Source organism: Caballeronia insecticola (assembly GCF_000402035.1).
Taxonomy (GTDB): domain Bacteria; phylum Pseudomonadota; class Gammaproteobacteria; order Burkholderiales; family Burkholderiaceae; genus Caballeronia; species Caballeronia insecticola.
Genome location: NC_021294.1, coordinates 844,948 through 865,536 on the forward strand (window position 1 = coordinate 844,948; position 20,589 = coordinate 865,536).

The 20,589-nt window shown below is 63.8% G+C and carries 20 protein-coding genes; 6 read left to right on the forward strand and 14 right to left on the reverse strand.

Annotated features, from left to right (window positions below):
• Positions 1–32 precede the first annotated feature (32 nt).
• The 7 genes from BRPE64_RS18040 to norR all read right to left on the reverse strand — a co-directional run bounded on the left by BRPE64_RS18040 (position 33) and on the right by norR (position 7,186).
• Entirely contained in the window at positions 33–839 is an 807-nt protein-coding gene (locus BRPE64_RS18040; protein ID WP_016354937.1) for a c-type cytochrome, read from the reverse strand.
• Positions 836–2,461, reverse strand: a complete 1,626-nt coding sequence (locus BRPE64_RS18045; protein ID WP_016354938.1) for a cbb3-type cytochrome c oxidase subunit I — start codon at positions 2,459–2,461, stop codon at positions 836–838. The genes BRPE64_RS18040 and BRPE64_RS18045 overlap by 4 nt, the downstream gene beginning before the upstream one ends.
• Positions 2,451–3,017: a cupredoxin domain-containing protein gene (locus BRPE64_RS18050; protein WP_016354939.1), complete on the reverse strand. Its 567-nt coding sequence runs from the start codon at positions 3,015–3,017 to the stop codon at positions 2,451–2,453. Before BRPE64_RS18050 ends, BRPE64_RS18045 begins: the two co-directional genes overlap by 11 nt.
• 24 nt (positions 3,018–3,041) lie before the next feature.
• Complete coding sequence (locus BRPE64_RS33450) at positions 3,042–3,212, reverse strand: hypothetical protein (RefSeq protein WP_016354940.1); 171 nt, start codon at positions 3,210–3,212, stop codon at positions 3,042–3,044.
• Positions 3,213–3,224: 12 nt separating this feature from the next.
• Positions 3,225–4,487 (reverse strand): c-type cytochrome, encoded by a 1,263-nt coding sequence (locus BRPE64_RS18060; RefSeq protein WP_044042427.1) that lies wholly within the window; start codon positions 4,485–4,487, stop codon positions 3,225–3,227.
• A gap of 13 nt (positions 4,488–4,500) precedes the next feature.
• Positions 4,501–5,112 (reverse strand): c-type cytochrome, encoded by a 612-nt coding sequence (locus tag BRPE64_RS18065; protein WP_084675786.1) that lies wholly within the window; start codon positions 5,110–5,112, stop codon positions 4,501–4,503.
• 478 nt (positions 5,113–5,590) lie between these two features.
• Positions 5,591–7,186 (reverse strand): nitric oxide reductase transcriptional regulator NorR, encoded by a 1,596-nt coding sequence (gene norR / locus BRPE64_RS18070; protein ID WP_044042429.1) that lies wholly within the window; start codon positions 7,184–7,186, stop codon positions 5,591–5,593.
• Positions 7,187–7,312: 126 nt separating this feature from the next.
• Here norR and hmpA point away from each other — a divergent pair, with 126 nt between their 5' ends.
• The 6 genes from hmpA (at position 7,313) to BRPE64_RS33225 (ending at position 11,469) form a co-directional block, all read left to right on the forward strand.
• A complete protein-coding gene (gene hmpA / locus BRPE64_RS18075) occupies positions 7,313–8,494 on the forward strand; it encodes an NO-inducible flavohemoprotein (protein WP_016354945.1) in 1,182 nt (393 codons plus the stop codon).
• A 213-nt stretch (positions 8,495–8,707) separates the two neighbouring features.
• Positions 8,708–9,145: a carboxymuconolactone decarboxylase family protein gene (locus BRPE64_RS18080; protein WP_016354946.1), complete on the forward strand. Its 438-nt coding sequence runs from the start codon at positions 8,708–8,710 to the stop codon at positions 9,143–9,145.
• Positions 9,146–9,155: 10 nt separating this feature from the next.
• A complete protein-coding gene (locus BRPE64_RS18085; protein WP_016354947.1) occupies positions 9,156–9,569 on the forward strand; it encodes a cupin domain-containing protein in 414 nt (137 codons plus the stop codon).
• Between the two features lie 102 nt (positions 9,570–9,671).
• Positions 9,672–10,901, forward strand: a complete 1,230-nt coding sequence (locus BRPE64_RS18090; protein WP_016354948.1) for an NnrS family protein — start codon at positions 9,672–9,674, stop codon at positions 10,899–10,901.
• 79 nt (positions 10,902–10,980) lie between these two features.
• Positions 10,981–11,136, forward strand: a complete 156-nt coding sequence (locus tag BRPE64_RS33455; RefSeq protein WP_016354949.1) for a hypothetical protein — start codon at positions 10,981–10,983, stop codon at positions 11,134–11,136.
• Positions 11,137–11,292: 156 nt separating this feature from the next.
• The gene (locus BRPE64_RS33225) at positions 11,293–11,469 is read left to right on the forward strand and encodes a hypothetical protein (protein ID WP_160167933.1); all 177 of its coding nucleotides are present in this window, start codon (positions 11,293–11,295) and stop codon (positions 11,467–11,469) included.
• A 204-nt stretch (positions 11,470–11,673) separates the two neighbouring features.
• Here BRPE64_RS33225 and oxlT read toward each other — a convergent pair whose 3' ends face one another.
• The 7 genes from oxlT to BRPE64_RS18130 form a co-directional block, all read right to left on the reverse strand.
• Complete coding sequence (gene oxlT, locus BRPE64_RS18100; protein WP_016354951.1) at positions 11,674–12,987, reverse strand: oxalate/formate MFS antiporter; 1,314 nt, start codon at positions 12,985–12,987, stop codon at positions 11,674–11,676.
• A 356-nt stretch (positions 12,988–13,343) separates the two neighbouring features.
• Positions 13,344–14,744 (reverse strand): OprD family outer membrane porin, encoded by a 1,401-nt coding sequence (locus BRPE64_RS18105; protein WP_016354953.1) that lies wholly within the window; start codon positions 14,742–14,744, stop codon positions 13,344–13,346.
• Positions 14,745–14,972: 228 nt separating this feature from the next.
• A complete protein-coding gene (oppF, locus tag BRPE64_RS18110; protein WP_016354954.1) occupies positions 14,973–15,956 on the reverse strand; it encodes a murein tripeptide/oligopeptide ABC transporter ATP binding protein OppF in 984 nt (327 codons plus the stop codon).
• Positions 15,949–16,944: an ABC transporter ATP-binding protein gene (locus tag BRPE64_RS18115; RefSeq protein ID WP_016354955.1), complete on the reverse strand. Its 996-nt coding sequence runs from the start codon at positions 16,942–16,944 to the stop codon at positions 15,949–15,951. Before BRPE64_RS18115 ends, oppF begins: the two co-directional genes overlap by 8 nt.
• Before the next feature lie 3 nt (positions 16,945–16,947).
• Positions 16,948–17,838: an ABC transporter permease gene (locus tag BRPE64_RS18120; protein WP_051180458.1), complete on the reverse strand. Its 891-nt coding sequence runs from the start codon at positions 17,836–17,838 to the stop codon at positions 16,948–16,950.
• 10 nt (positions 17,839–17,848) lie between these two features.
• Positions 17,849–18,769 carry an oligopeptide ABC transporter permease OppB gene (oppB, locus tag BRPE64_RS18125; RefSeq protein WP_016354957.1) on the reverse strand — a complete coding sequence of 307 codons (921 nt, stop codon included), beginning with the start codon at positions 18,767–18,769 and terminating at the stop codon, positions 17,849–17,851.
• Between the two features lie 25 nt (positions 18,770–18,794).
• Positions 18,795–20,435: a peptide ABC transporter substrate-binding protein gene (locus BRPE64_RS18130; RefSeq protein ID WP_016354958.1), complete on the reverse strand. Its 1,641-nt coding sequence runs from the start codon at positions 20,433–20,435 to the stop codon at positions 18,795–18,797.
• Between the last annotated feature and the right edge of the window lie 154 nt (positions 20,436–20,589).

A 20,589-nucleotide genomic window follows, 5' to 3' on the forward strand; every position in this document is an offset into this window, starting at 1 on the left:
CTTATAACGTTACAGCGGCTCGCGTGAAACCCTCACTTCGCATTCGATTCCCGCGCATAGTACGCCGCGGCTGCATCGATTTCCTCGGGCGTCATGTTGCGCGCGACGTTGCGCATCACGCCGTCGATGTCGTTGGTGCGCGTGCCGTTGGCGAACGCCACCAGTTGCGACTTCGTATAGGCGGCCGGCAGACCATCGAGCCACGGACTGCCCGCCTTGCTGTCGATGCCGCCGTGACACACCGCGCAAGGCGCAATATTGCGCATCGGCGAACCGTGCGCGACAACCGGCGGCGCGAGCGCCTCGCTCACCTTGCGTTGCGCGGGCGGCCGCGGCAGGCTCGCGTAATACGCGGCGAGATCGCGCATGTCCTGATCGCTCAGGTTCATCGCCATCGGCGACATCACCGCGTTGGTGCGCGCGCCCTTCTGAAAATCGATCAACTGCTTGTAGATCACCGACGCATACTGCCCCGCCAGATTCGGCGAATTGGCGTCGCTCATGCCGCGTTCGCCGTGGCACATCGTGCAGCGCAACGCGAGCGTCGCGCCCCGCCCGATCGAATTCGCGCTCGCGCTCGTGAGCAACTGCGGCGTCATCTCGACGCTCGTGAGCGTCACCTTCGGCTCGACCGTCGGGCCGTCGCCCGCATACCATTCGCGCGGCACGCCCGCGGCGCTGCAGATCGCGTTCCAGATGCCGGTGAACGGTGCATCGCGCTGCGCCGACGGCAACCAGACGAAACCGATCAGCGCCGCCACCGCCATGATGACGATCATCCCCAAGACGCTGACGGTGAACCAGCGGTTGCGGAAAGTGAAGAGGCGTTCGTCGCTCATCGCTGCGCTCCGATCGGCACCGCGGGCACCGACGTGTCCGAACGCGTGAGCAACTGCGCAATCGGATAGCCGTAGTTGACGAGCGTAAGCGCGATCATCAGCGTGAGCCACAGCGCGAAACTGTTCAACGCCACCGGAATGCTGCGCGGCTCATGCACCGCGCGGCTGAAGCGGAACTCTTCCACCTTCACCGGCGGCGCGCGATGTCCCTTCACCAGCACGATGAAGAACAGCACCGCCGACGCCAGCAGAATCAGCGCGCCCAGCACGGAAATCGCCACCGAAAGGCCCTGCGCGGCGATTTCCGGGTCGTTGTAATCGTAGAAGGCCATGCGTCGCGGCATGCCGAGAATGCCGACGAAGTGCCACGGAAACGTCAGCACGATCATGCCGATGAACCACAGCCACAACTGCCAGCGCATCAGCTTCACGCTCAATAGCGCGCGGCCCGTCAGATGCGGCCACAAATCGTACGCGATCACGAAATACATGATCACGATCGCGCCGCCGAAGATCAGATGAAAGTGCCCCGTCACCCACTGCGTATTGTGGATGGTCGAGTCGAGCTGATAGCTCATGTTGATGAGCCCGCCCGCGCCGCCGAAGCCCAGCATGACGAAGGAGAACGCGACGGCGAGCATCATCGGGTTGTCCCACGGCAGCGCCTTGATCCAGCCGAGCGGGCCGCGTCCGCCGCGCAGCCGCGCCGCGATTTCCACGGACGCGCAGATCGTGAACACCGTGAGCAACGTCGGCACCGCGACGAGCGCCGTGAACACCGAATGCATGAACTTGAAGCCCGAGCCCACTTGCGGATCGGCGAAGAGATGGTGAATGCCGATCGGCATAGACACGACGAGGAACAGGATGAACGAGATGCGCGCCATCGAGTCGCTGTAGAGACGGCCGCCGATCGCGCGCGGAATGATCGTGTAATACGCGATGTATGCAGGCATCAGCCAGAAGTAGACGATCGCATGCAGCGTCCACGAGAAGAACACGCGCGCGAGACCGGCGTCGATGGTCGTCTTCCAGCCGATCGCCACGGGCAGGATCATGAAGAGCACTTCGATGGCCGCGCCCACCGCCGTCCAGCCCCATAGATACGCGCCCGCGACAGTCGCGAACATCGCGAGCGGCACGGGCTTGCCGCGATTCTCGCGCTTCCATGACGCGAGGTTCACCGACATCAGCGCGACCCACACCCACGAGCCCACCACGACGAGCACGACGCCCACGTAATAAAACACGTTGCCGATCATCGGCGGATAGAAGGTGTAGAGCACGGAGGCGAGACCCATCGCGACGGGCACCGTCGCCGTGACCGCGCCGACCGCGACGAGCCAGAAGCCGAGCCACGCCCAGCGCAGCCCGACGAGCGGACGCTTCAGCGCGAGTTCGCTGACGGCGTAGCCGAAGCCCATGGCGATGAGCGTCGGAAACGCATAGCCCATCACGGTGCCATGCTCCGTCACCGAACGATAGTAAAGCTCGGGATTCTGCAGCCACGGATGCAATGGACTGCGCACCAGCATCTGCCACGCCCCGAGCAGAAGCGCGACGCCGAAGGCAATGAACGCCAGCCAGAAATGCGCGAGTACGAGGCGCTTGCTATTGAACACAGGACACTCTCCGCGAATTGGCCGCCAGCTTGTCGGCCATCTGCATGAATTCGGCGCGATCGACCACCTTGACGTGCGCCCACATGTTCTGATGCCCAGTGCCGCAGTACTCGTGGCAAGGCATCAAATGCTCGCCGGTCTGCGCGAAAGTCGTCTTGAAGGTCGAGACATAGCCCGGCTCCAGCATCGAATTGATATTGGTGTTGGTGATGAGAAAACCGTGCACGACATCCGAACTCGTCGCGCGGAAGGTGATCGGCACGCCGGCCGGCACGACCAGGCATTGCGGCGTGAACGAATACTGCTGCGCGACGATGCGCACCGTCACCGAGCCATCCGCCTCGGGCGCGCTGCCCAGATTGCTCTCGATGAATTCGCCGGACACATGCAGCGTCTCAGGGCGAATCGTCTCGACGCGCGACGGCGGCATCATCGCCCAGTGCAGGCCGGTGTAGACCGTCATCGCGACGAGCACCGTGACGATCGCCACGACGAGGATCGCCCAGCGCCGCTCGACCCGTTCGGCGACTTCATGCGAGCTTGGATTGATGGCCATATGCGATGAATGATTGCCCTGAGATCACTGAATCACGCCGCGCGGCAGGAACACGGCAAAGTAGAAGATGAACCACATGCCGATCACGATCGCGGTCGAAATGCCCGCCAGCGCAATCGCGCCGGACGGGCCGTGCCTCACGATCGCGTCGAGCTTCGCTTCTTCCGCTTCGTTCACGTCCGGATCTTCGTTCATGGTGTCGTCGACTCAATAAAGCGGTGCGGAACGCAATTCGTTCACTTCCTTCACGGACACCGGCGCGCCGTGGTTGCCCCACGCGGTGCGGATATACGTGACGACCGCCGCCACCTCGACATCCGACAGCGATTGCGCGAACGGCGGCATGCCGTACGGCTTCGGATTCTTGAACGTGCCGGGCGGATAGCCGCCGTTCAGCACCATGCGGATCGGGTTGACGGCCGAACTCATCACGATCGACTGATTGTTCGCGAGCGGCGGAAAATCAGGCGGCTTGCCCTGACCCTGCGTCGCGTGGCATTCGGCGCAGTGCTGGTCATAGACCTTCTTGCCGAGCGGCGAGAGATCGGAACGGGCCTCGACGGCGGCTTCGGTGGGCGGCGCGGGCTTGTCGCCGGAACGCGCGGGCAAGGCCTTCAGATAGACGGCCATCGCGCGCACGTCTTCTTCGTTCAGATATTGCAGACTGTCGTAGACGACTTCGGCCATCGGCCCGTACACCGCGCCGCGATTGGACACGCCCGCATGCAGGAGACCGACGATGTCGTCGAGGCTCCAGTCGCCGAGCCCCGCTTCCTTGTTCGAAGTCAGCGACGGTGCGTACCAGTTCTGAATCGGAATCAGCCCGCCCTCGAAGGCCTTCGACTTCACGTTGCCGCCGAGCGCGTTGATCGCCGTATGGCACATCGAGCAGTGGCCGAGCCCTTCGACGAGATAAGCGCCGCGATTCCATTCGACGGATTCCTTCGGGTCCGGCTCGTACACGCCTTCCTTGAAGAACAGCAGACGCCAGCCGAGCAGCAGCTTGCGCTGGTTGAACGGAAAGCGCAGTTCGTGCGGGCGGTTCGGCTGATGCACGGCCGGCGTCGACATCAGGAACGCGTAGATGGCGTCGGAATCGGCACGCGTGACTTTCGTATACGACGTGTACGGCATGGCCGGATAGAGCAGCGCGCCGTCGCGCGACTTGCCGGTGTGCATCATCGCGAAGAATTCTTCGGCGGTCCATTTGCCGATGCCCGTCTCCTTGTCCGACGAGATATTGGGCGTGAAGAGCGTGCCGAACGGCGTGTCCATCGGCCGGCCGCCGCCGAAGGTCTTGCCCGCGGGCAGCGTATGGCACGCGATGCAATCGCCCGCGCGCGCGAGATACTCGCCGCGCTTGACGGTGGCGGCGTCGGCCGACTGCGCCGTCGCGCGCCCGAACGGTGCGGCGCACGCCGCCAGAAAGACCACGACGGTCAGCGCCCGGAGATGTCGAAAACGGAGCACGTCGGGTCCTCGGTTAGTTAGGGACGCTGCCGCACGCGAGCGGCAATTTGAGCGACCGGGCGGCGACGGGCATGGGATCGGCCGGCGCGGGCAGCGAAGCCAGATAGGCCGCGATCGCGGTGATGTCGCGATCGCTCAGAAGCTTCGAGATGCGCCCCATGCAGTCGGGCGCGACCGTCGTGCGCGTGCCGTAGCGCCAGGCGCCCAGTTGCGCGCTGAGGTAATCCGCATGGAGGCCGAGCAGGCCGGGAATCGCCGGTTCCATGCCGGTCATGGCGGCGCCGTGGCAACTTACGCAGGCGGGAATCTTGCGCGCCGCATCGCCCTTGGTGACGAGCGTCTTGCCGAGATCGAGCGTTTTCGCATCGACGGTGACGGGGCTGGGCGGCGGAAACGGCGGACGCTCGCTCGCGAAGTACTCGGCGATCTCCTTCAGGTACGCATCGGGGAGATACGCGAGCAGGTAGTTCATCGGCGGATATTTACGCCGGCCGTCGCGGAATGCGAGCAGTTGGTTGTACAGATAGCCGGCGGGCTTGCCGGACAGGCGCGGGAAGTAATCGTTGTCGGTGCCCTGGCCCTGCGCGCCGTGGCAGGCGGCGCATCCCATGACGCGGGCCTGCATCGTATCGGGCGCGCGTTCCAGCGGTGCACCTGCGGCGAACGCCCCACTGCTGATCAACGCGCCGACGAACGTGCCGACCAACGCGAAGAGCGCGGACAAGATGAGCGTGCTGCGCTTTGCCACGTTTCGCACGTAACCCCCGTTGTCGATTTGCCGTGTTCGATTTCGCGGACGCGGTAAGGCGCGTCCGGAGCGGTTTTTCAAGTCACTGCAATGCGCTGGCTGCCGATGGGTTGCGACTGGCTTTTCTGATCTTAGAAGAGACGGACCGTTTTCCCAAGCACCGAGATTGTCTCAATGCGATTCATCGCTGCGCGCGTCACGCGTGATCGTTCTTTGCGATTGAACAATGAAACGCATCTTTTTGAGATAAGCAATGACGCAGTTCCAATCGGGTGCGCATTGTAGATAGCGGCATTGCGCCGCCACATGACCAATTTCAAGATATTCGAGGCAGCCAGTGCGCGGCCCGCGGCGCTCACTTGAGCCCGAGACGCTTTGCCAGCCGATTCAGATTGGCGCGGTCCATGCCCAATTCGCGCGCCGCCGATGCCCAGTTTTGTCGATGACGTTCGAGCGCATCGACGACGAGCGCACGTTCGTAAGCCGTCACGGCTGCGCGGAAATCGGCGCCCGGCGTGAGCGCGGGCGCCGCCAGCGGCGACGCGGCCTGCGCGCCCGGCGCGTCGCCGTTGAGCGCGAGATCGGCGGCCGTGAGCGTGAGAATGCGCGGACGCTCACGATGCGCCGCCAGCGCCTTCAGCGCGCTGCGCCCGATCAGATGCTCCAGTTCGCGGACGTTGCCGGGCCAGCGGTAAGCGAGCAGCGCGGCCTGCGCATCGGTGGAAAGCCGCAGGCTCAGCAAGCCGAGCCGCGAACGGTTCTCCTCCAGAAAGAATCCCGCGAGCAGCAGCACGTCGCGGCCGCGCTCGCGCAGCGGCGGCACGACGAGCGGATACACAGACAGCCGGTGATAGAAATCCGCGCGAAAACGCCCCGCGCGCACTTCCTCGGCGAGATCGCGATTGGTCGCGGCGATCAGCCGCACATCGACCTTATGCTCGCTGTCCGAGCCGATACGCTGCAACTGGCCGTTCTGCAGCACGCGCAGCAGCTTGGCCTGCACGGGCAGCGGCAGTTCGCCGACCTCGTCGAGAAAGAGCGTGCCGCCGTCGGCGAGTTCGAACTTGCCGCGCCGGTCCGACGACGCCCCCGAAAACGCGCCGCGCACGTGTCCGAACAGCTCGCTTTCGACGAGCGTGTCGGGCAGCGCCGCGCAATTCAGGCTGACGAGCGGCTTGTCGGCGCGCGGCGACAGCGCGTGAATTTCGCTCGCGACGAGTTCCTTGCCGACGCCCGTTTCGCCCGCAACGAGCACCGTCAGATCGCTCGACGCGACAATCGCGATTTCCTCCAGCAAACGCTTGTGCGGTTCGCTGCTTCCGATCATTTCGCGCCGGCGCGGGCCGCTCGCCTGCCGGTAGATCTCGGCGCGCTGACGCTCGGCCTCGCTCGTCCTGGCGAGCGAATCGATGCGTTCCGCGACGCTCACGGTCGCCGCCGCGAGACTCAGAAATGCCTGTAGCGACGCCATGTCGACGCCATCGAAACGGGCGGGATCGAGTGCATCGAGCGTGAGCAGCCCCCATGCGCGCCCGCGGACAAAGAGCGGGCAGCCAAGGCAGTCGTGCACTTCCAGATGGCCGCTCAGGCCTTTGACGAGGCCGTCGTAGGGATCGGGCAGATCGGAACTGGCGGGGAAGCGCGTCGGCTCTTCGCGGGCGAGGATGCGCGCGAAACGCGGATGTTCGCTCACGCGAAAGCGCCGGCCGAGCGTGTCGCCCGATAAGCCGTCGATGGCGAGCGGCACGAGCGTGTCGCCGTCGAGACGCAGCAGCGCGGTGGCGTCGCTCGGGAAAAGCGCGCGCAAAGTGTGCAGCAGACGCCGGTAGCGTTCGGTGTCCGGCATCTCGCTCGACAAGTCTTCGATGAGCGGCACGAGCGCATCCAGCAAGACTCGCGAAGTCATTGCGACTACATCGGCAGTCCGTTTGACCAGAGTCGATTCGACCATATGAGACTCTAAACGATTGATTTACCGACGATTCTACCTTGGCACGAAACGTGTATTAACTGATGCGAAAAGATTTTCGTCGCGGAAGCGCCCTGTTTCCGCCTTCATCACACGAGGAACCGAAGAATGCTGTCAGCCGAACACCGTGCCATCGTCAAGGCAACCGTCCCGCTGCTCGAAAGCGGCGGCGAGGCGCTCACCACGCACTTCTACAACAAGATGCTCACCGAATATCCCGAAGTGCGCCCGATGTTCAATCAGGCGCACCAGGCAAGCGGTGCGCAGCAACGGGCGCTCGCCAACGGCGTGCTGATGTACGCGCGTCACATCGACGAACTGGAAAAGCTCGGCGGCCTCGTCGGGCAGATCATCAACAAGCACGTCGCGCTGAACATCCAGCCGGAACATTATCCGATCGTCGGTAGCTGCCTGCTCAAGTCGATCCGCGAAGTGCTCGGCGACGAGATCGCGACCGACGCCGTCATCGATGCCTGGGCCGCTGCCTACGGGCAACTCGCCGATCTGCTGATCGGCCTGGAAGAAGGCATGTACAGCGAGCGCGAGCAGGCGCCGGGCGGATGGCGCGGCACGCGGCGCTTCGTCGTCGCGCGCAAGGTGAAGGAGAGCGACGAAATCACGTCGTTCTATTTCGTGCCCGAAGACGGCGACGCGCTGCTCGACTTTCATCCGGGCCAGTACATCGGGCTGCGCGTGTTCCTCGACGGCGACGAACTGCGCCGCAACTACTCGCTGTCGGCCGCGCCCAACGGCCGCGAATACCGTATCAGCGTGAAGCGCGAGCCGAACGGCAAGGTGTCCAATTTCCTGCACGAGAACCTGCGCGAACGCGATGTCATCGAACTCTATCCGCCTGCTGGCGATTTCAAGCTCGAGCACAGCGACAAGCCGCTCGTGCTGATCAGCGGCGGCGTCGGTATCACGCCGACGCTCGCGATGCTGCAAGCCGCGCTCGCGACGCAGCGCCCGGTGCACTTCATCCACTCGGCGCGGCACGGCGGCGTGCACGCGTTCCGCGAGGTCATCGAGGATCTGGCGGCGCGGCATCCGCAACTCAAGCGCTTCTACTGTTACGAGCGCAAAGTCGACGGCGATCACGAAGCGCACGGCATCGGCTTCGTCGATGAAACGCTGCTCGACAAGTGGCTCCCCAGGAACCGCGATGTCGATGCGTACTTCCTCGGACCGAAGGCATTCATGAAGGCCGTGAAGAAGCATCTGAAGGCGCTCGGCGTGCCCGAAAAGCAGAGCCGTTACGAGTTCTTCGGCCCGGCGTCGGCGCTCGACTGAACTTCGCCCGGCACCGCGCCTGCAGACCCGCGGCTGATTTTCGCCGCGGGTTTTTTTTGCGCACGGGAATGAATCGGCATGGGTTGGAAATATGCGCGATTGGTCACCTCAAATTAGGAAAAACCGGTCATTTCAAAACGCCACTTCGGCGCCTAATCTATACCTGTCGCGCCGCTCTGGCGCACTTCCGAACCCAAGCCAAGGAGATTCGCCATGGAACCCCGTCTCGACTTCTACAAAGCCAGCCCCGCCGCAATCAAGGCGCTCATCGGTGTGGAAGAGCGCATCGGCAAGTCCGCGCTCGAAAAATCGCTGACCGAACTGGTTCGCCTTCGCGCATCGCAGATCAACGGCTGCGCGTTCTGCGTCGACATGCACACGACTGACGCGCGCAAGGGCGGCGAAACCGACCGCCGTCTGGCAACGGTCGTCGTGTGGCGCGAAACGCCGTTCTTCACCGACCGCGAACGCGCTGCGCTCGAATGGACCGAGGCGCTCACGCTGGTGTCGCAGGATCACGTGCCCGATGCCGTGTGGCAAGCCGTCAAACCGCATTTCAGCGACGAGGAAATCGTCGACCTGACCTTGCTCGTCAGCGCGATCAACGCGTGGAACCGCTTCGCGATTGCGTTCCGCAAACTGCCCGCGTGAGGACGACGACATGAGCACGCGCAACATTCTTGTGCTGGCGGCCGCGTTCGTTTTCGGCGCGTCGCACGCCCTGGCACACGACACGGCCGGCGCGGAGGAGATCGTCACGCCGGTGATGAAGCAGGCGATTCCCGAAGCGGCCGGCAAGAACGTGCTGATGGCGACCGTCTTCTACAAGCCGGGACAGGCGTCGGAAGCGCACACGCATCCCGGTTCGATCTTCGCGTATGTGCTCGAGGGCCGCGTCACGTCGCAGCTCGAAGGCTCGCCCGCGAAGACTTACGGGCCGGGCGAATCGTGGTATGAGCCGCCGGGCGCGCATCACGTTGTGTCGAAAAACGCGAGCGCGACGAAGCCGGCGAAGCTGCTGGTGTTCGCGATCGCCGGCGACGGTGAGCCGATCAAGCAGCCGCTGCCGCACTGAACGGGGCGGTGACATCGTGAGGCGTTTCGGGGTGGCTGTGCGGCTCCGCTATGCAGCTCCGGATTGCGCGTGTGCGTGGAACAGCTTCATTGTGAGGATGTCATGAAGATCGCCGAACCCAACCCGGTTTTCGTCGCTGCGCCGCGCGGCAGTAAGCCGAATCGCGTATCGCGCTTTGCGCTCTTCAATCTCGGCTTCCGGCCGTTCTATCTGTGCGGTGCGGCCTTTGGCGCGCTGGCGCTCACGGTGTGGCTGCTCGTCTTGTCCGGCGTGCCGCTCGCGGGCGGCTATCTGCTGCGCGCCAACCCGATCGGCTGGCACGCGCACGAGATGGTGTTCGGCTTTGCGGCGGCGATCATCGTCGGATTTCTGCTGACGGCGGTGCGCGCGTGGACCGGTCGGGACACGGCCAAAGGCGTGACGCTGGCAACGCTTGCTGTGCTGTGGCTCGCGGGGCGTGTGCTCGTGTGGAGCGGCCCGGCGCTGCCCGCCGCGCTCGTCGATGGCGCGTTTCTGCCTGTCGTCGCGTGGCTGTTGCTGCGCGTGCTCATGAAGGCGGGCAACCGGCGCAACTATTTCGTCGCGGCGGTGCTGCTGGCGTTCGGCGCGCTGAACGCCGCGTTCCACGTTTTTTCGATCGATGCGCGGCCCGATCTCGCGATGCGCGCCGTCTATGCGTCGGCGGGCATCGTGGTGCTGCTGGTCGGCGTGATCGGCGGACGCGTAATCCCGATGTTCACCGCCAACGCCCTGCCGGGGCTTAAGGCGCGGCGCTGGCGCGTCGTCGAATGGAGCGTTGCGCCGCTGACGCTGGCGGCTTTCATCGCCGATGCCTTCGCCGTCGATGGCACGCTCGTCGCGGTTCTCGCCGTGCTCGCGGGCAGCGCGCATCTGGCGCGGATGATCGGCTGGCGCTCCGGCGCGGTTCGCGGTCGGCCGATTCTCGCCATCCTGCATCTCGCCTACGCGTGGCTGCCCGCCGGTTTCGCGTTGCTCGCGCTCGCCGCGCTCGGCACGCCGCGCGTGACGCACAGTCTCGCGATGCACGCGTTCGGCGCAGGCGCGATCGGCGGTGCGATCATCGCGATGATCACGCGCACCGCGCGCGGACATACGGGCCGCCCGCTTGTTGCCGACCGGCGCGATATCGCGTGTTATGCGCTCGTCATGGCCGCGGGCGCGCTGCGCGTGTTCGGACCGCTCGCGCTGCCGTCGTCGCATGCGGCGTGGATCTTCGCCGCCGGCATCTGCTGGGTGCTGGCGTTCGCGCTGTACGTCGCGGCGTATGCGGCACCGCTGTTCCGGCCACGCGAAGACGGCAAACCCGGTTGAGACGGCCACGCTTTTTGACATCCGGACCGTCGCGTTCCGCGAGAATCGCGTCCTGCCTTTCCCGTTTCCGGATGTCCCCATGAAGCACCTTCGTATTCTTTGCCTCGCCGCGACCGTCATGCTCGCGACGACGCTGCTCGGCGGCTGCGGCCTCTTCGGCTGCGCCGCCGCCCTGGCGACGAACGGCAGCAGCGTCGGCGGCATCGGCGGTTGCCACGTGGGAACGCGGTTCTGATGCCGCACCCTCCTCATGCGGGGATCGCGGCTATCTCCTGAATAATCGTGCCGTCCCCGCGCGTGCCGGGTAGGCGCATGCGCCGTCCACGACGACACTACGTTCATTGGCCCACTGTCGGCGGCATCGTCAGGCCGACATCGAATGGAGATAGGCATGAACGCTCACGTCAGTCTGGTTCTTATCGCTCTCGTTTCGTCGGTGGCGGCGCCGGCTTTCCGGGCGTGGGCCGCCAGCATCGACGTACGTGTTCCGCGCCTCGCGTATGGCGTCGCCGTTATAGGCGCCGACAATCCGAGGCGGCATCTGCTGTCGTTCCGCGCGTCGCCGTAGACGCGCTGAACCGCCATCCTGCTGCCGCGGGATCGCTCGAATCATCGGGATAAGCGAGCGAGGAGACCACCTGCCGGCGGCATGACAAACGCGCATCCGTGACGCGGCCCGCGTGCCGCATCGTCAGTCGCAGCCCACGGACAGCGCGAGCTCGACAAGAAGAAACGGGCGACACGCCGGGTCGCCCGCCCTGCCGTTCCCCTCTTATTCCTTCACGGTCGTGTACGACATGTCCAGCGTCGCCGCGCGCGCGTGCTTCTGCGAATGCGCATTGCGCATCGGCTTCAGCACGAACAGCGCGAGGAACGCCGATACCGCCGCCATGCCCGCCGCGAGCATGAAGACCGCGTGCCAGCTGCCGGTCATCGTCGTGATGACGCTCGAGAACGGCACGAGCAGCGCGGCCGTCCCCTTCGCCGTATAGAGCAGGCCCGCGTTGGTCGCGGCGAACTTCGGTCCGAACGTGTCACCGCAGGTCGCCGGGAAGAGGCTGTAGATCTCGCCCCAGGCGAAGAACACGATGCCCGTCAACACGACGAAGGCCACCGGATTGTGCCCGTAGTTCGACAGCGCGACGATACCCACCGCTTCGATCGCGAACGCGACGAACATCGTGTTCTCGCGCCCGATGCGATCCGAGACCCAGCCGAAGAACGGCCGCGTCAGCCCGTTGAGCACGCGGTCGATGGTCAGGGCGAAAGTCAGCGCGGGCAGCGTCAGTCCGAGCAGCGAGACCGGCGAATCGTGCAGGCCGAAGTCCTTCGCGATCGGCCCGAGTTGCGCGGTGGCCATCAGCCCGCCGGCGGCCATCATCACGAACATGAGGTACATGACCCAGAAGATCGGCGATTGAAGCACCTGCTTCGGACTCGCGTTGTAGACGGCGGCCTTGACCGTGTTTTTCACGGACGCGATCAGTTGCGTCGGCGGCGCGTACAACGCCATGCCGAGCAGGAAAACGATGAGCCCCTGCCCCAGCCCGAACCACAGGAACGTCGCTTCATAGCCGCTCGCCTTGATCATGTGCGCGATCGGCACGACGGTCGCAGCCGAGCCCATGCCGAAGCCCGCCGCCGTGATGCCCGCCGCGAGCCCGCGCCGCGTCGGGAACCACTTGAGCGCATTGCCGACGCAGGTGCCGTACACCGCGCCCGCGCCGACGCCGCCGACCGCCGCGGCGAAGTACAGCAGCGGCAGCGACGACGCCACCGAGTTGAGCGCCCAGGCAATCGCGCACAGCAGCCCGCCGCCGACCACGACCGGCCGTGGGCCGTACTTGTCGACGAGATAGCCTTCCACCGGCACCAGCCACGTCTCCGTCACGACGAAGATCGTGAACGCCACCTGAATGGCCGCGCGGCCCCAGTGATACTTCTCGTCGATCGGATTGACGAAGAGTGTCCAGCCGTACTGCATGTTGGCGATCATCGCCATGCAAATCACGCCAAAAACCAGTTGCAACCACGGCGACGCCAGGCGCGACGTCCCCTCCGGTCGGTTCATCTGCTCCGTTCCCATGCCTGTCTCCTTGGCACAATGCCTATTCGTGTACGGACGTCGAACGACGCCTCCCGCGACGACTTCACATGTCATCGCATATACACAATATGTGATATATCAAGTAAGTCAAGCGAAAGAAATGACCGGGTTTTCACGAGGGAAAACCCATTCCGTAAGCGCATGAAAGGTACAGTGCGCGTTTTTCTCCGGGCAAAAAAAAGCCCGGCAGAGACAGGCCTGCCGGGCGATGAGCGTGGCGAGACATGGCAATCCGCAACACGCAGTCTCTTTATAGATGAAAGTTAAACGTAATGTAAACAGGTATTTTTGTAGGGTTTACACCGCGACGCTTTCAGCCGATTGCCTTGGGCCGGTCAGAACACGTTGACGGGCACATTCACCATCAGTCGATATACGTTGCTCGTGCCGTCCGGATAGTAGGCGCTGTTGCTGTGATGATGCATGTAGTAGAACTTGACAGACGTGTTCTTGAACTTGCCGTCAGGCACCGTATAGCTCGGAATTACGCCAATTTCGTAGTGCGTACCGTGCAGCGGTTGTCCGTTGATCGTGTAGTTGGCTGCCTGTGCGGAACCGCCGTCGGCCATCGCGCTGCCGTCCGCGCCCCAGCCGTAAGCACCCCACATCGTGAACTTGAGTCCCGGTGCGCCGTACTCCTTCATGTTGAGCGTGTACGACAGGCTCACGGACTTTTCATGCGGCTGGTTGTAGTCCACATCGAGCGAGTTCGACAGATAATCGCCCGCCGACTGGCCGATGTAGTCGAACGTCTGGTCGCTCACGATCTGCTGGAAAGCGAACTGCACCGTATGCGCGCCGTGCGTGCCGGCGAGCGCAAGCGAATACGCGTTGTTGGTGATCGCGCCCTGCCGCTTGTCACCGATCGCGCCGGTGTAGTAATAGTTCAACGAGCCGGTCCAGCGAATCGACTTCGGATCGCCGATGCTTTGCGTCGCCGTCAGATAGTATTGCTGCCAGACATCGTTCGCGATGCTGCCGTACAGCGACACGGCCGTGTCGTCGCCGCGCGTCCAGTCGCCGCCGAAGTACGTGAAGCGCGAGATATGCGTGCCGCCGTATTCGGTGGTCAGCCCGGTGACGGTCGTCATGCCGCGCGCGAGCACGCCGTCGACGGTACCGGCTTTCAGCGTGAGATCCTTGATTTCGTCGCTCGCGAGCGAGAAGCCGCGATACGTTGGCGGCAGCGCGCGGTTGTCGTGCGGCACGAGGAACGGGTTGTCGAAGAGCTGCTGACCGTACTTCAGCACCGTGTTCGACACGCGCGCCTTCACGTCCCACACGCCCGGATACGCCCACGCGAGCTGATTCGATCCGCCGCCGTCCGTGCCCACATGCACGCGATTGCCCGCGCCAACCCCGCCGTTCAGCTTGAATGCGCCGAACAGCGACACGTCGCCGCCCAGGCCGATCAAGCCCTTCGTATAGCCCGATTCGAACACGGCCTGCGCGCCGAGCACCCATGCATCCTTTTTGCCGGCGCCCTTGAACTCGTCGTGCTCGGTGAAGGAACGCATCAACAGATTCAGATGCGAATCCTCGATGAAGCCCTTCGCCTTCGCCTGATTGCTCACCGGCGCGTCGGCTTCGGTGTTGGGCGGCGAATCCGGCGGCGCTTCGGTGTGACGCGAAGGCGCATCGGTGACGGTTTCATCGGCGTGTGCGGCGACGGTCGCGGCCATGACACCGCTGAACAACAAAATCGAAAGCGCGAGTGAACGTTTTTGTTTTTTCACGAAAAGATCTCCACTTATTGATTCAACTGCTGACGTTTCTTTCGAAAATAAGGATGCCTAATCGACCTTTTCCGAAACCCGTAAAACCCGGGTGGAAAGGCGGACAGGTGAATAGGCGGACGGGCTGAAGACCGGCGGGCACGCGCATGCGCGTGCCGCCGCGATCAATGGGCGTTTATTGCGGGGTGGCTATTTCCTTCAAGTTTTTATAATCGATGCGAGGGTTTTTCAGGCAAACAAACAAGCCGCCGATGCACCCGGCCCCAGCGTGCGCAAGGCCGGCACTTCGTTCGAGCAGCGTGCCTGCGCCATCGGGCAGCGCGTGTGGAACACGCAGCCGGAAGGCGGATTGATCGGGCTCGGAATATCGCCCGACAGAATCTGCACGACCTTGCCGCGCTCGACCGCCGGATCGGGCACCGGCACCGCCGAGAGCAACGCGCGCGTGTACGGATGGCGCGGCGTGTCGTAGAGCACGTGCTTGTCGGCCAGTTCCATCACGCGGCCGAGATACATCACCATCACGCGATCGGAAATGTGCCGCACCACGGCCAGATCGTGCGCGATGAAAATGAGCGCGAGCTTCATCTCCTTCTGAAGCGACTTGAGCAGATTGACGATCTGCGCCTGAATCGAGACATCGAGCGCGGACACCGGTTCGTCGCAGATCACGAGCTTCGGCTCGACGATCAACGCGCGCGCAATGCCGATACGCTGGCACTGCCCGCCCGAGAACTCGTGCGGATAACGGTTGATCATCTGCTCGCGCAGGCCGACGCGGGCCATCATCGCGCGCACGCGGGCGTCGATTTCGCCCTTGGCGCAGTCCGGCCGATGCTCGACAAGCGGCTCCGCAATGATCTGCCCGATCGTCATGCGCGGGTCCAGCGACGCGAGCGGGTCCTGAAAGATCATCTGCACGTCGCCGCGCACGCGATGCCATTCACGCTTCGACGCGTTCGACAACTGCGCGCCCATCCACACGATGTCGCCGCCCGTCGCGGGAATCAGGTTCAAAATCGCGCGCGACAAGGTGGACTTGCCGCAGCCCGACTCCCCGACCACGCCGAGCGTCTCGCCCGCCTTCAGGTCGAAGCTCACGCCATCGACCGCCTTGAGCGTGCGGCGCGGCGCCCACGGCAGACGGCTCTTCGCCTTCACCTGGAAATGCACGCGCATGTCGCGCACGGAAAGAATCGTCGCGTCAGACATGGCTCGGTTCCTGATAGCGGGTTTTCATCTCGTCGACGGGACGATGGCACGCGCGCAGCCAGTGCGTGCCGACAGTTTCGAGCGCAGGCGCCCGATGCGCGCACTCGTCGGTCGCATCGGCGCAACGTTCGTGGAACGGGCAGCCCGCGGGCGGATTCGCCATGTTCGGCGGATTGCCGGGAATGCCGGTCAGCTCGCCGCCGTCGTGGTCGAGTCGCGGCAATGCGCGCAACAGGCCGATGGTGTACGGATGCGAAGGCTTCGCGAAGAGCGTCGGCGCGTCGCATTGCTCCATCACGCGGCCGCCGTACATCACCATGACCTTCTCGCACAAGCCGGCAACCACGCCGAGATCATGCGTGATCAGCACGATCGACGTGCCGAAGTCGTGCTGCAGATTGCGCAGCAGTTGCAGGATCTGCGCCTGTACGGTGACGTCGAGCGCGGTGGTCGGTTCGTCGGCGAACAGCACTTCGGGCTCGCACAGCAAGGCCATCGCGATCATCACGCGCTGCCGCATGCCGCCCGACAACTCGTGCGGATACTGCCCGATGCGATGCGCCGCCTCGGGAATGCGCACGGCTTCGAGCATGGCGATTGCGCGCTTCTTCGCTTCGCGGCGCGTGACGTTCTTGTGCAGTTCCAGCACTTCCGTCATCTGCCGCTCGATCGTCAGATACGGATTGAGCGAACTCATCGGGTCCTGAAAGATCATCGAGAGGCGATTGCCGCGGATGCGGTTCATCGCCCGATCGCCGAGGCCGATCAGATTCTGCCCGCGATACAGCGCCTGCCCCGTTGCGCGCCCGTTCGATGCGAGCAGCCCGAGCATGGCGAGCACGCTCTGGCTCTTGCCCGAACCCGATTCCCCGACGATGCCGAGCGTCTCGCCCTCTTCCAGCGTGAAGTTCACGCCGTTGACGGCGCGCACGGCGGCGTCGTGCGTCTTGAATTCGACTTGCAGATTGTTGACTTCGAGTAGCGGCATGGCTCACCTGTCCTTCGGATCGAGTGCGTCGCGCAGCCCGTCGCCGACAAAGTTGATGCAATAGAGCGTGATCGACAAAAGCGCCGCGGGAAACAGCAGAATCCACGGCGACGATTCCATCACGCCGACGCCGTCCTGAATCAGCACGCCCCAGCTTGTCATCGGTTCCTGCACGCCGAGGCCCAGGAACGACAGCACCGATTCCGTGAGGATCACGGCGGGCACGGTGACGGTCGTGTAGATCGCGACGATGCCGAGCAGATTCGGCACCACATGCCGCGTGATGATGCGCCGCGTCGGCACGCCGATCGCGCGCGCCGCTTCGACATACTCCTTCGAGCGGATCGACAGCGTCTGGCCGCGCACGACGCGCGCCATGTCCATCCACGAGAACACCGTGATGGTGATCACGACGAGATAGAACTCGCGCCCGAGCAGCGTCACCATCAGGATCGCGATGAGCAGATACGGAATGGCGTACATCATGTCGACGATGCGCATCATCGCGTTGTCGACGCGCCCGCCGACGAAGCCCGCGACCGCGCCCCACACGATGCCGAGCGTCACCGACGTGAGCGTGGCGAGCGCGCCGATCATCAGCGACACGCGGCCGCCGATCAGGCAACGCACGAGCAGGTCGCGGCCGGTGTCGTCGGTGCCGAAGAGATGCCAGTGATCGAACGTGGGCGGCGTGCCGGCCGCGTTCCAGTCGGTGGAATCGAACGCGTTCGGCAACAGCCACGGTCCGATGATGCACGCGAGCGTGATCAGCACGAGCAGCGCGAGACTCACGACCGCGGCCTTGTTGCGCAGGAAACGCGCACGCGCGTCCTGCCACGGGCTGCGGCCCGCCACCGCACGGTCGAGCATGGGGGCCAGAGAAGCAGATTTCATGAGACGCCCTTTAGTAGCGGATCTTCGGATCGAGCCACGCGTACGCGAGATCGACCAGCAGGTTGAGCAGCACGGCGACCACCGTGACGAGCACGACGAGGCCGAGCACGAGCGTGTAATCGCGATTGGCCGCGCCGTTCACGATCAGCTTGCCGATGCCCGGAATCGAGAACACCGACTCCGTGACGACCGCCGCCGTGATCGACGAAATCGCGAGCGGGCCGATCACCGACACGACAGGAATCAGCGTGGGTTTGAGCGCGTGGCGCAGCACGATGGTGCGCATCGGCAGGCCTTTCGCGCGCGCCGTGCGGATGTAGTTCGTGTTCAGCACTTCGATCAGGCCCGCGCGCGTCACGCGGCCGACCGTCGCGACGTTGATCATCGCGAGCAGCGCGACGGGCAGCACCATGTAGCGCACTTCGAAGCTGTTCCAGCCGCCCGCGGGCAGCCACTTCAGCAGAATCGCGAAGACGAGGATCAGCACCGGCCCGAGCACGAACGACGGAAACACGTTGCCCGCATTGCTGACGAGCATGAGCGCATAGTCAACGATGCTGTTGCGCCGCAGCGCCGCGACCACGCCGAGCGCGACGCCGATCACGATGGCGAGCAGCATTGCCACGCCGCCGATCGCGAGCGACACCGGCAAGGCCCGCAGCACGAGCTGGTTGACGCTCCAGTCGGCATAGCGGAATGACGCGCCGAGATCGCCGTGCACGAGGCCGTCGAGATAGAGCAGATACTGCTTCCACAGCGGCTCGCCGAGGTGATATTTCGCCTGCAGATTGGCGAGCACTTCGGCGGAGACCTTGCGCTCGCCGTCGAACGGACCGCCGGGCGTCGCGTGCATCAACAAATAGCAGACCGTGATGACGATCAGCAGCGTCGGCAGCGTGAGAAGCACGCGCCGCAACGTGTAGGACCACATGAGCGTTTCTCCGTTGCGTCAGGCGTCAGTGCTTGACGATGTAGAGATCTTTGCTGCCGTAATGATCCATCGGATTCTTGAGCGAATAACCGCCGACGTAGCTCTTCACGAGGCGCGGCAGGCCGTATTGCAGCAACGGCAGCATCGGATAGTCATCCATGATGATTTGTGCCGCCTGTGTTTGCAATTGCATGCGCTTCGCCAGATCGGTGGATTCGGACGCCTGCTTGATGATCGCTTCGGCCTTCGGATTGCAGTTGAAGTTGTCGTTCTGCGTGGACTTGCATTGCACGAGCGTCAGGAATGTGCTCGCGTCGTTATAGTCGGCCACCCAGCCGTTGCGGGCGACCTGAAAATCGCCGTCATGGCGCTTCTTGAGCAGCACCTTGAATTCCATCGACTCGATATCCATGGTCAAACCCAGCTTCGACTTCCATTCGGACGCGATGAAAATCGCCATCTTCTTGTTGTAATCGCTCGTGTTCATCGCGAACTTGAGCTTCGTGCCCGGTTTCACGCCCGCCTGATCGAGCAGTTTCTTCGCTTCCTCGACGCGTTTCGCCATCGGCCACGACGCCCAGTCGTAGGTCGTGACGTTCCCGCCGCTTACGCCCTTCGGCAGCACGGAATAGAGCGGAATCTGGCCGTCGGCGGTCACGCGCTGGGCGAGCAGGTCACGGTCGATGACCATCGACAACGCCTTGCGCACGCGCACGTCCTTCAGCAGCGGATCGCGATTGTTGAAGCTGTAGTAGCGCGTGCCGAGAATCAGCGAATTGCGGATGTCGTTCGGAAACTGCTGGCGATATTTCGCGTAAGTGCCCGTCGGCAATTGGTACGTCATGTCGTTGTCGCCGGACTGGAACATCTTGACGTCGGTGTTTTCGTCTTCGATCGGCAGATACGTCACCTGCGTCAACTGAACGTTCGCCTTATCCCAGTAATTCGGATTCTTCGTCAGCACGATCTTGCTGTTGACCTGCCAGTCTTTCAGCTGAAAAGGACCGTTGGTCACGATGTTGCCGGGCTTCGTCCAGTCGCGGCCGAACTTCTCGACCGACGCGCGATGCACCGGCCCGAAGTTCGGATTCGACATCAGTTCCGGCAGGAAAGGCACGGAACCATCGGTCTTCACTTCGACGGTGTTCGCATCGATGGCGCGCACGCCTAGCGCGCTCGTGGGCTTCTTGCCGGCCGCGATGTCCGCGCCGTTCTGGATGAACGGCCCGAACACGCCTGCATACGACGATGCCGTTTTCGGATCGAGGAATCGCTGGCAGCCGTACACGACATCGTTTGCGCTCACGGCGTCGCCATTGGACCAGCGCGCGTTCTTGCGCAGATGGAAGATCCAGGTGGTGGCGTCCTTCTGCTCCCATTTTTCCGCGAGGCCGGGCACGACCACGCCGTCGCCATTCGTGCCGGTCATGCTCTCGAACAGATCGCGTGCGAGATTGGCCGCCACGACCGACTCCACCAGCGCCGGATCCAGCGTCTCGACTTCCGACCCGTTATTGCGCACCAGCTCCTGCTTCGCCGCGAGCGTGACATTGGACGGCACGATGGCGGCCGTCGCGTTCAGCGCGGCGGCGGCAAGCACGAGCGCCGCGGCGGCGGCGATAGTCGTGCGCGGAATGGATGCGTGGTGAGCGGCAAAAAACTTCATGGGAGTCCTCCTTCTTTATCTCGTGTAATTCGACGTCGCATTGCGTGAAATTGCATGGACGCGTGACGGCTCGCGCCCCTTCTGTTTATCCAAAACAAGATAAACAGAGGAAACATTAGCAAACCTAACAAAAACCTTTCTACTGCGTATTCAA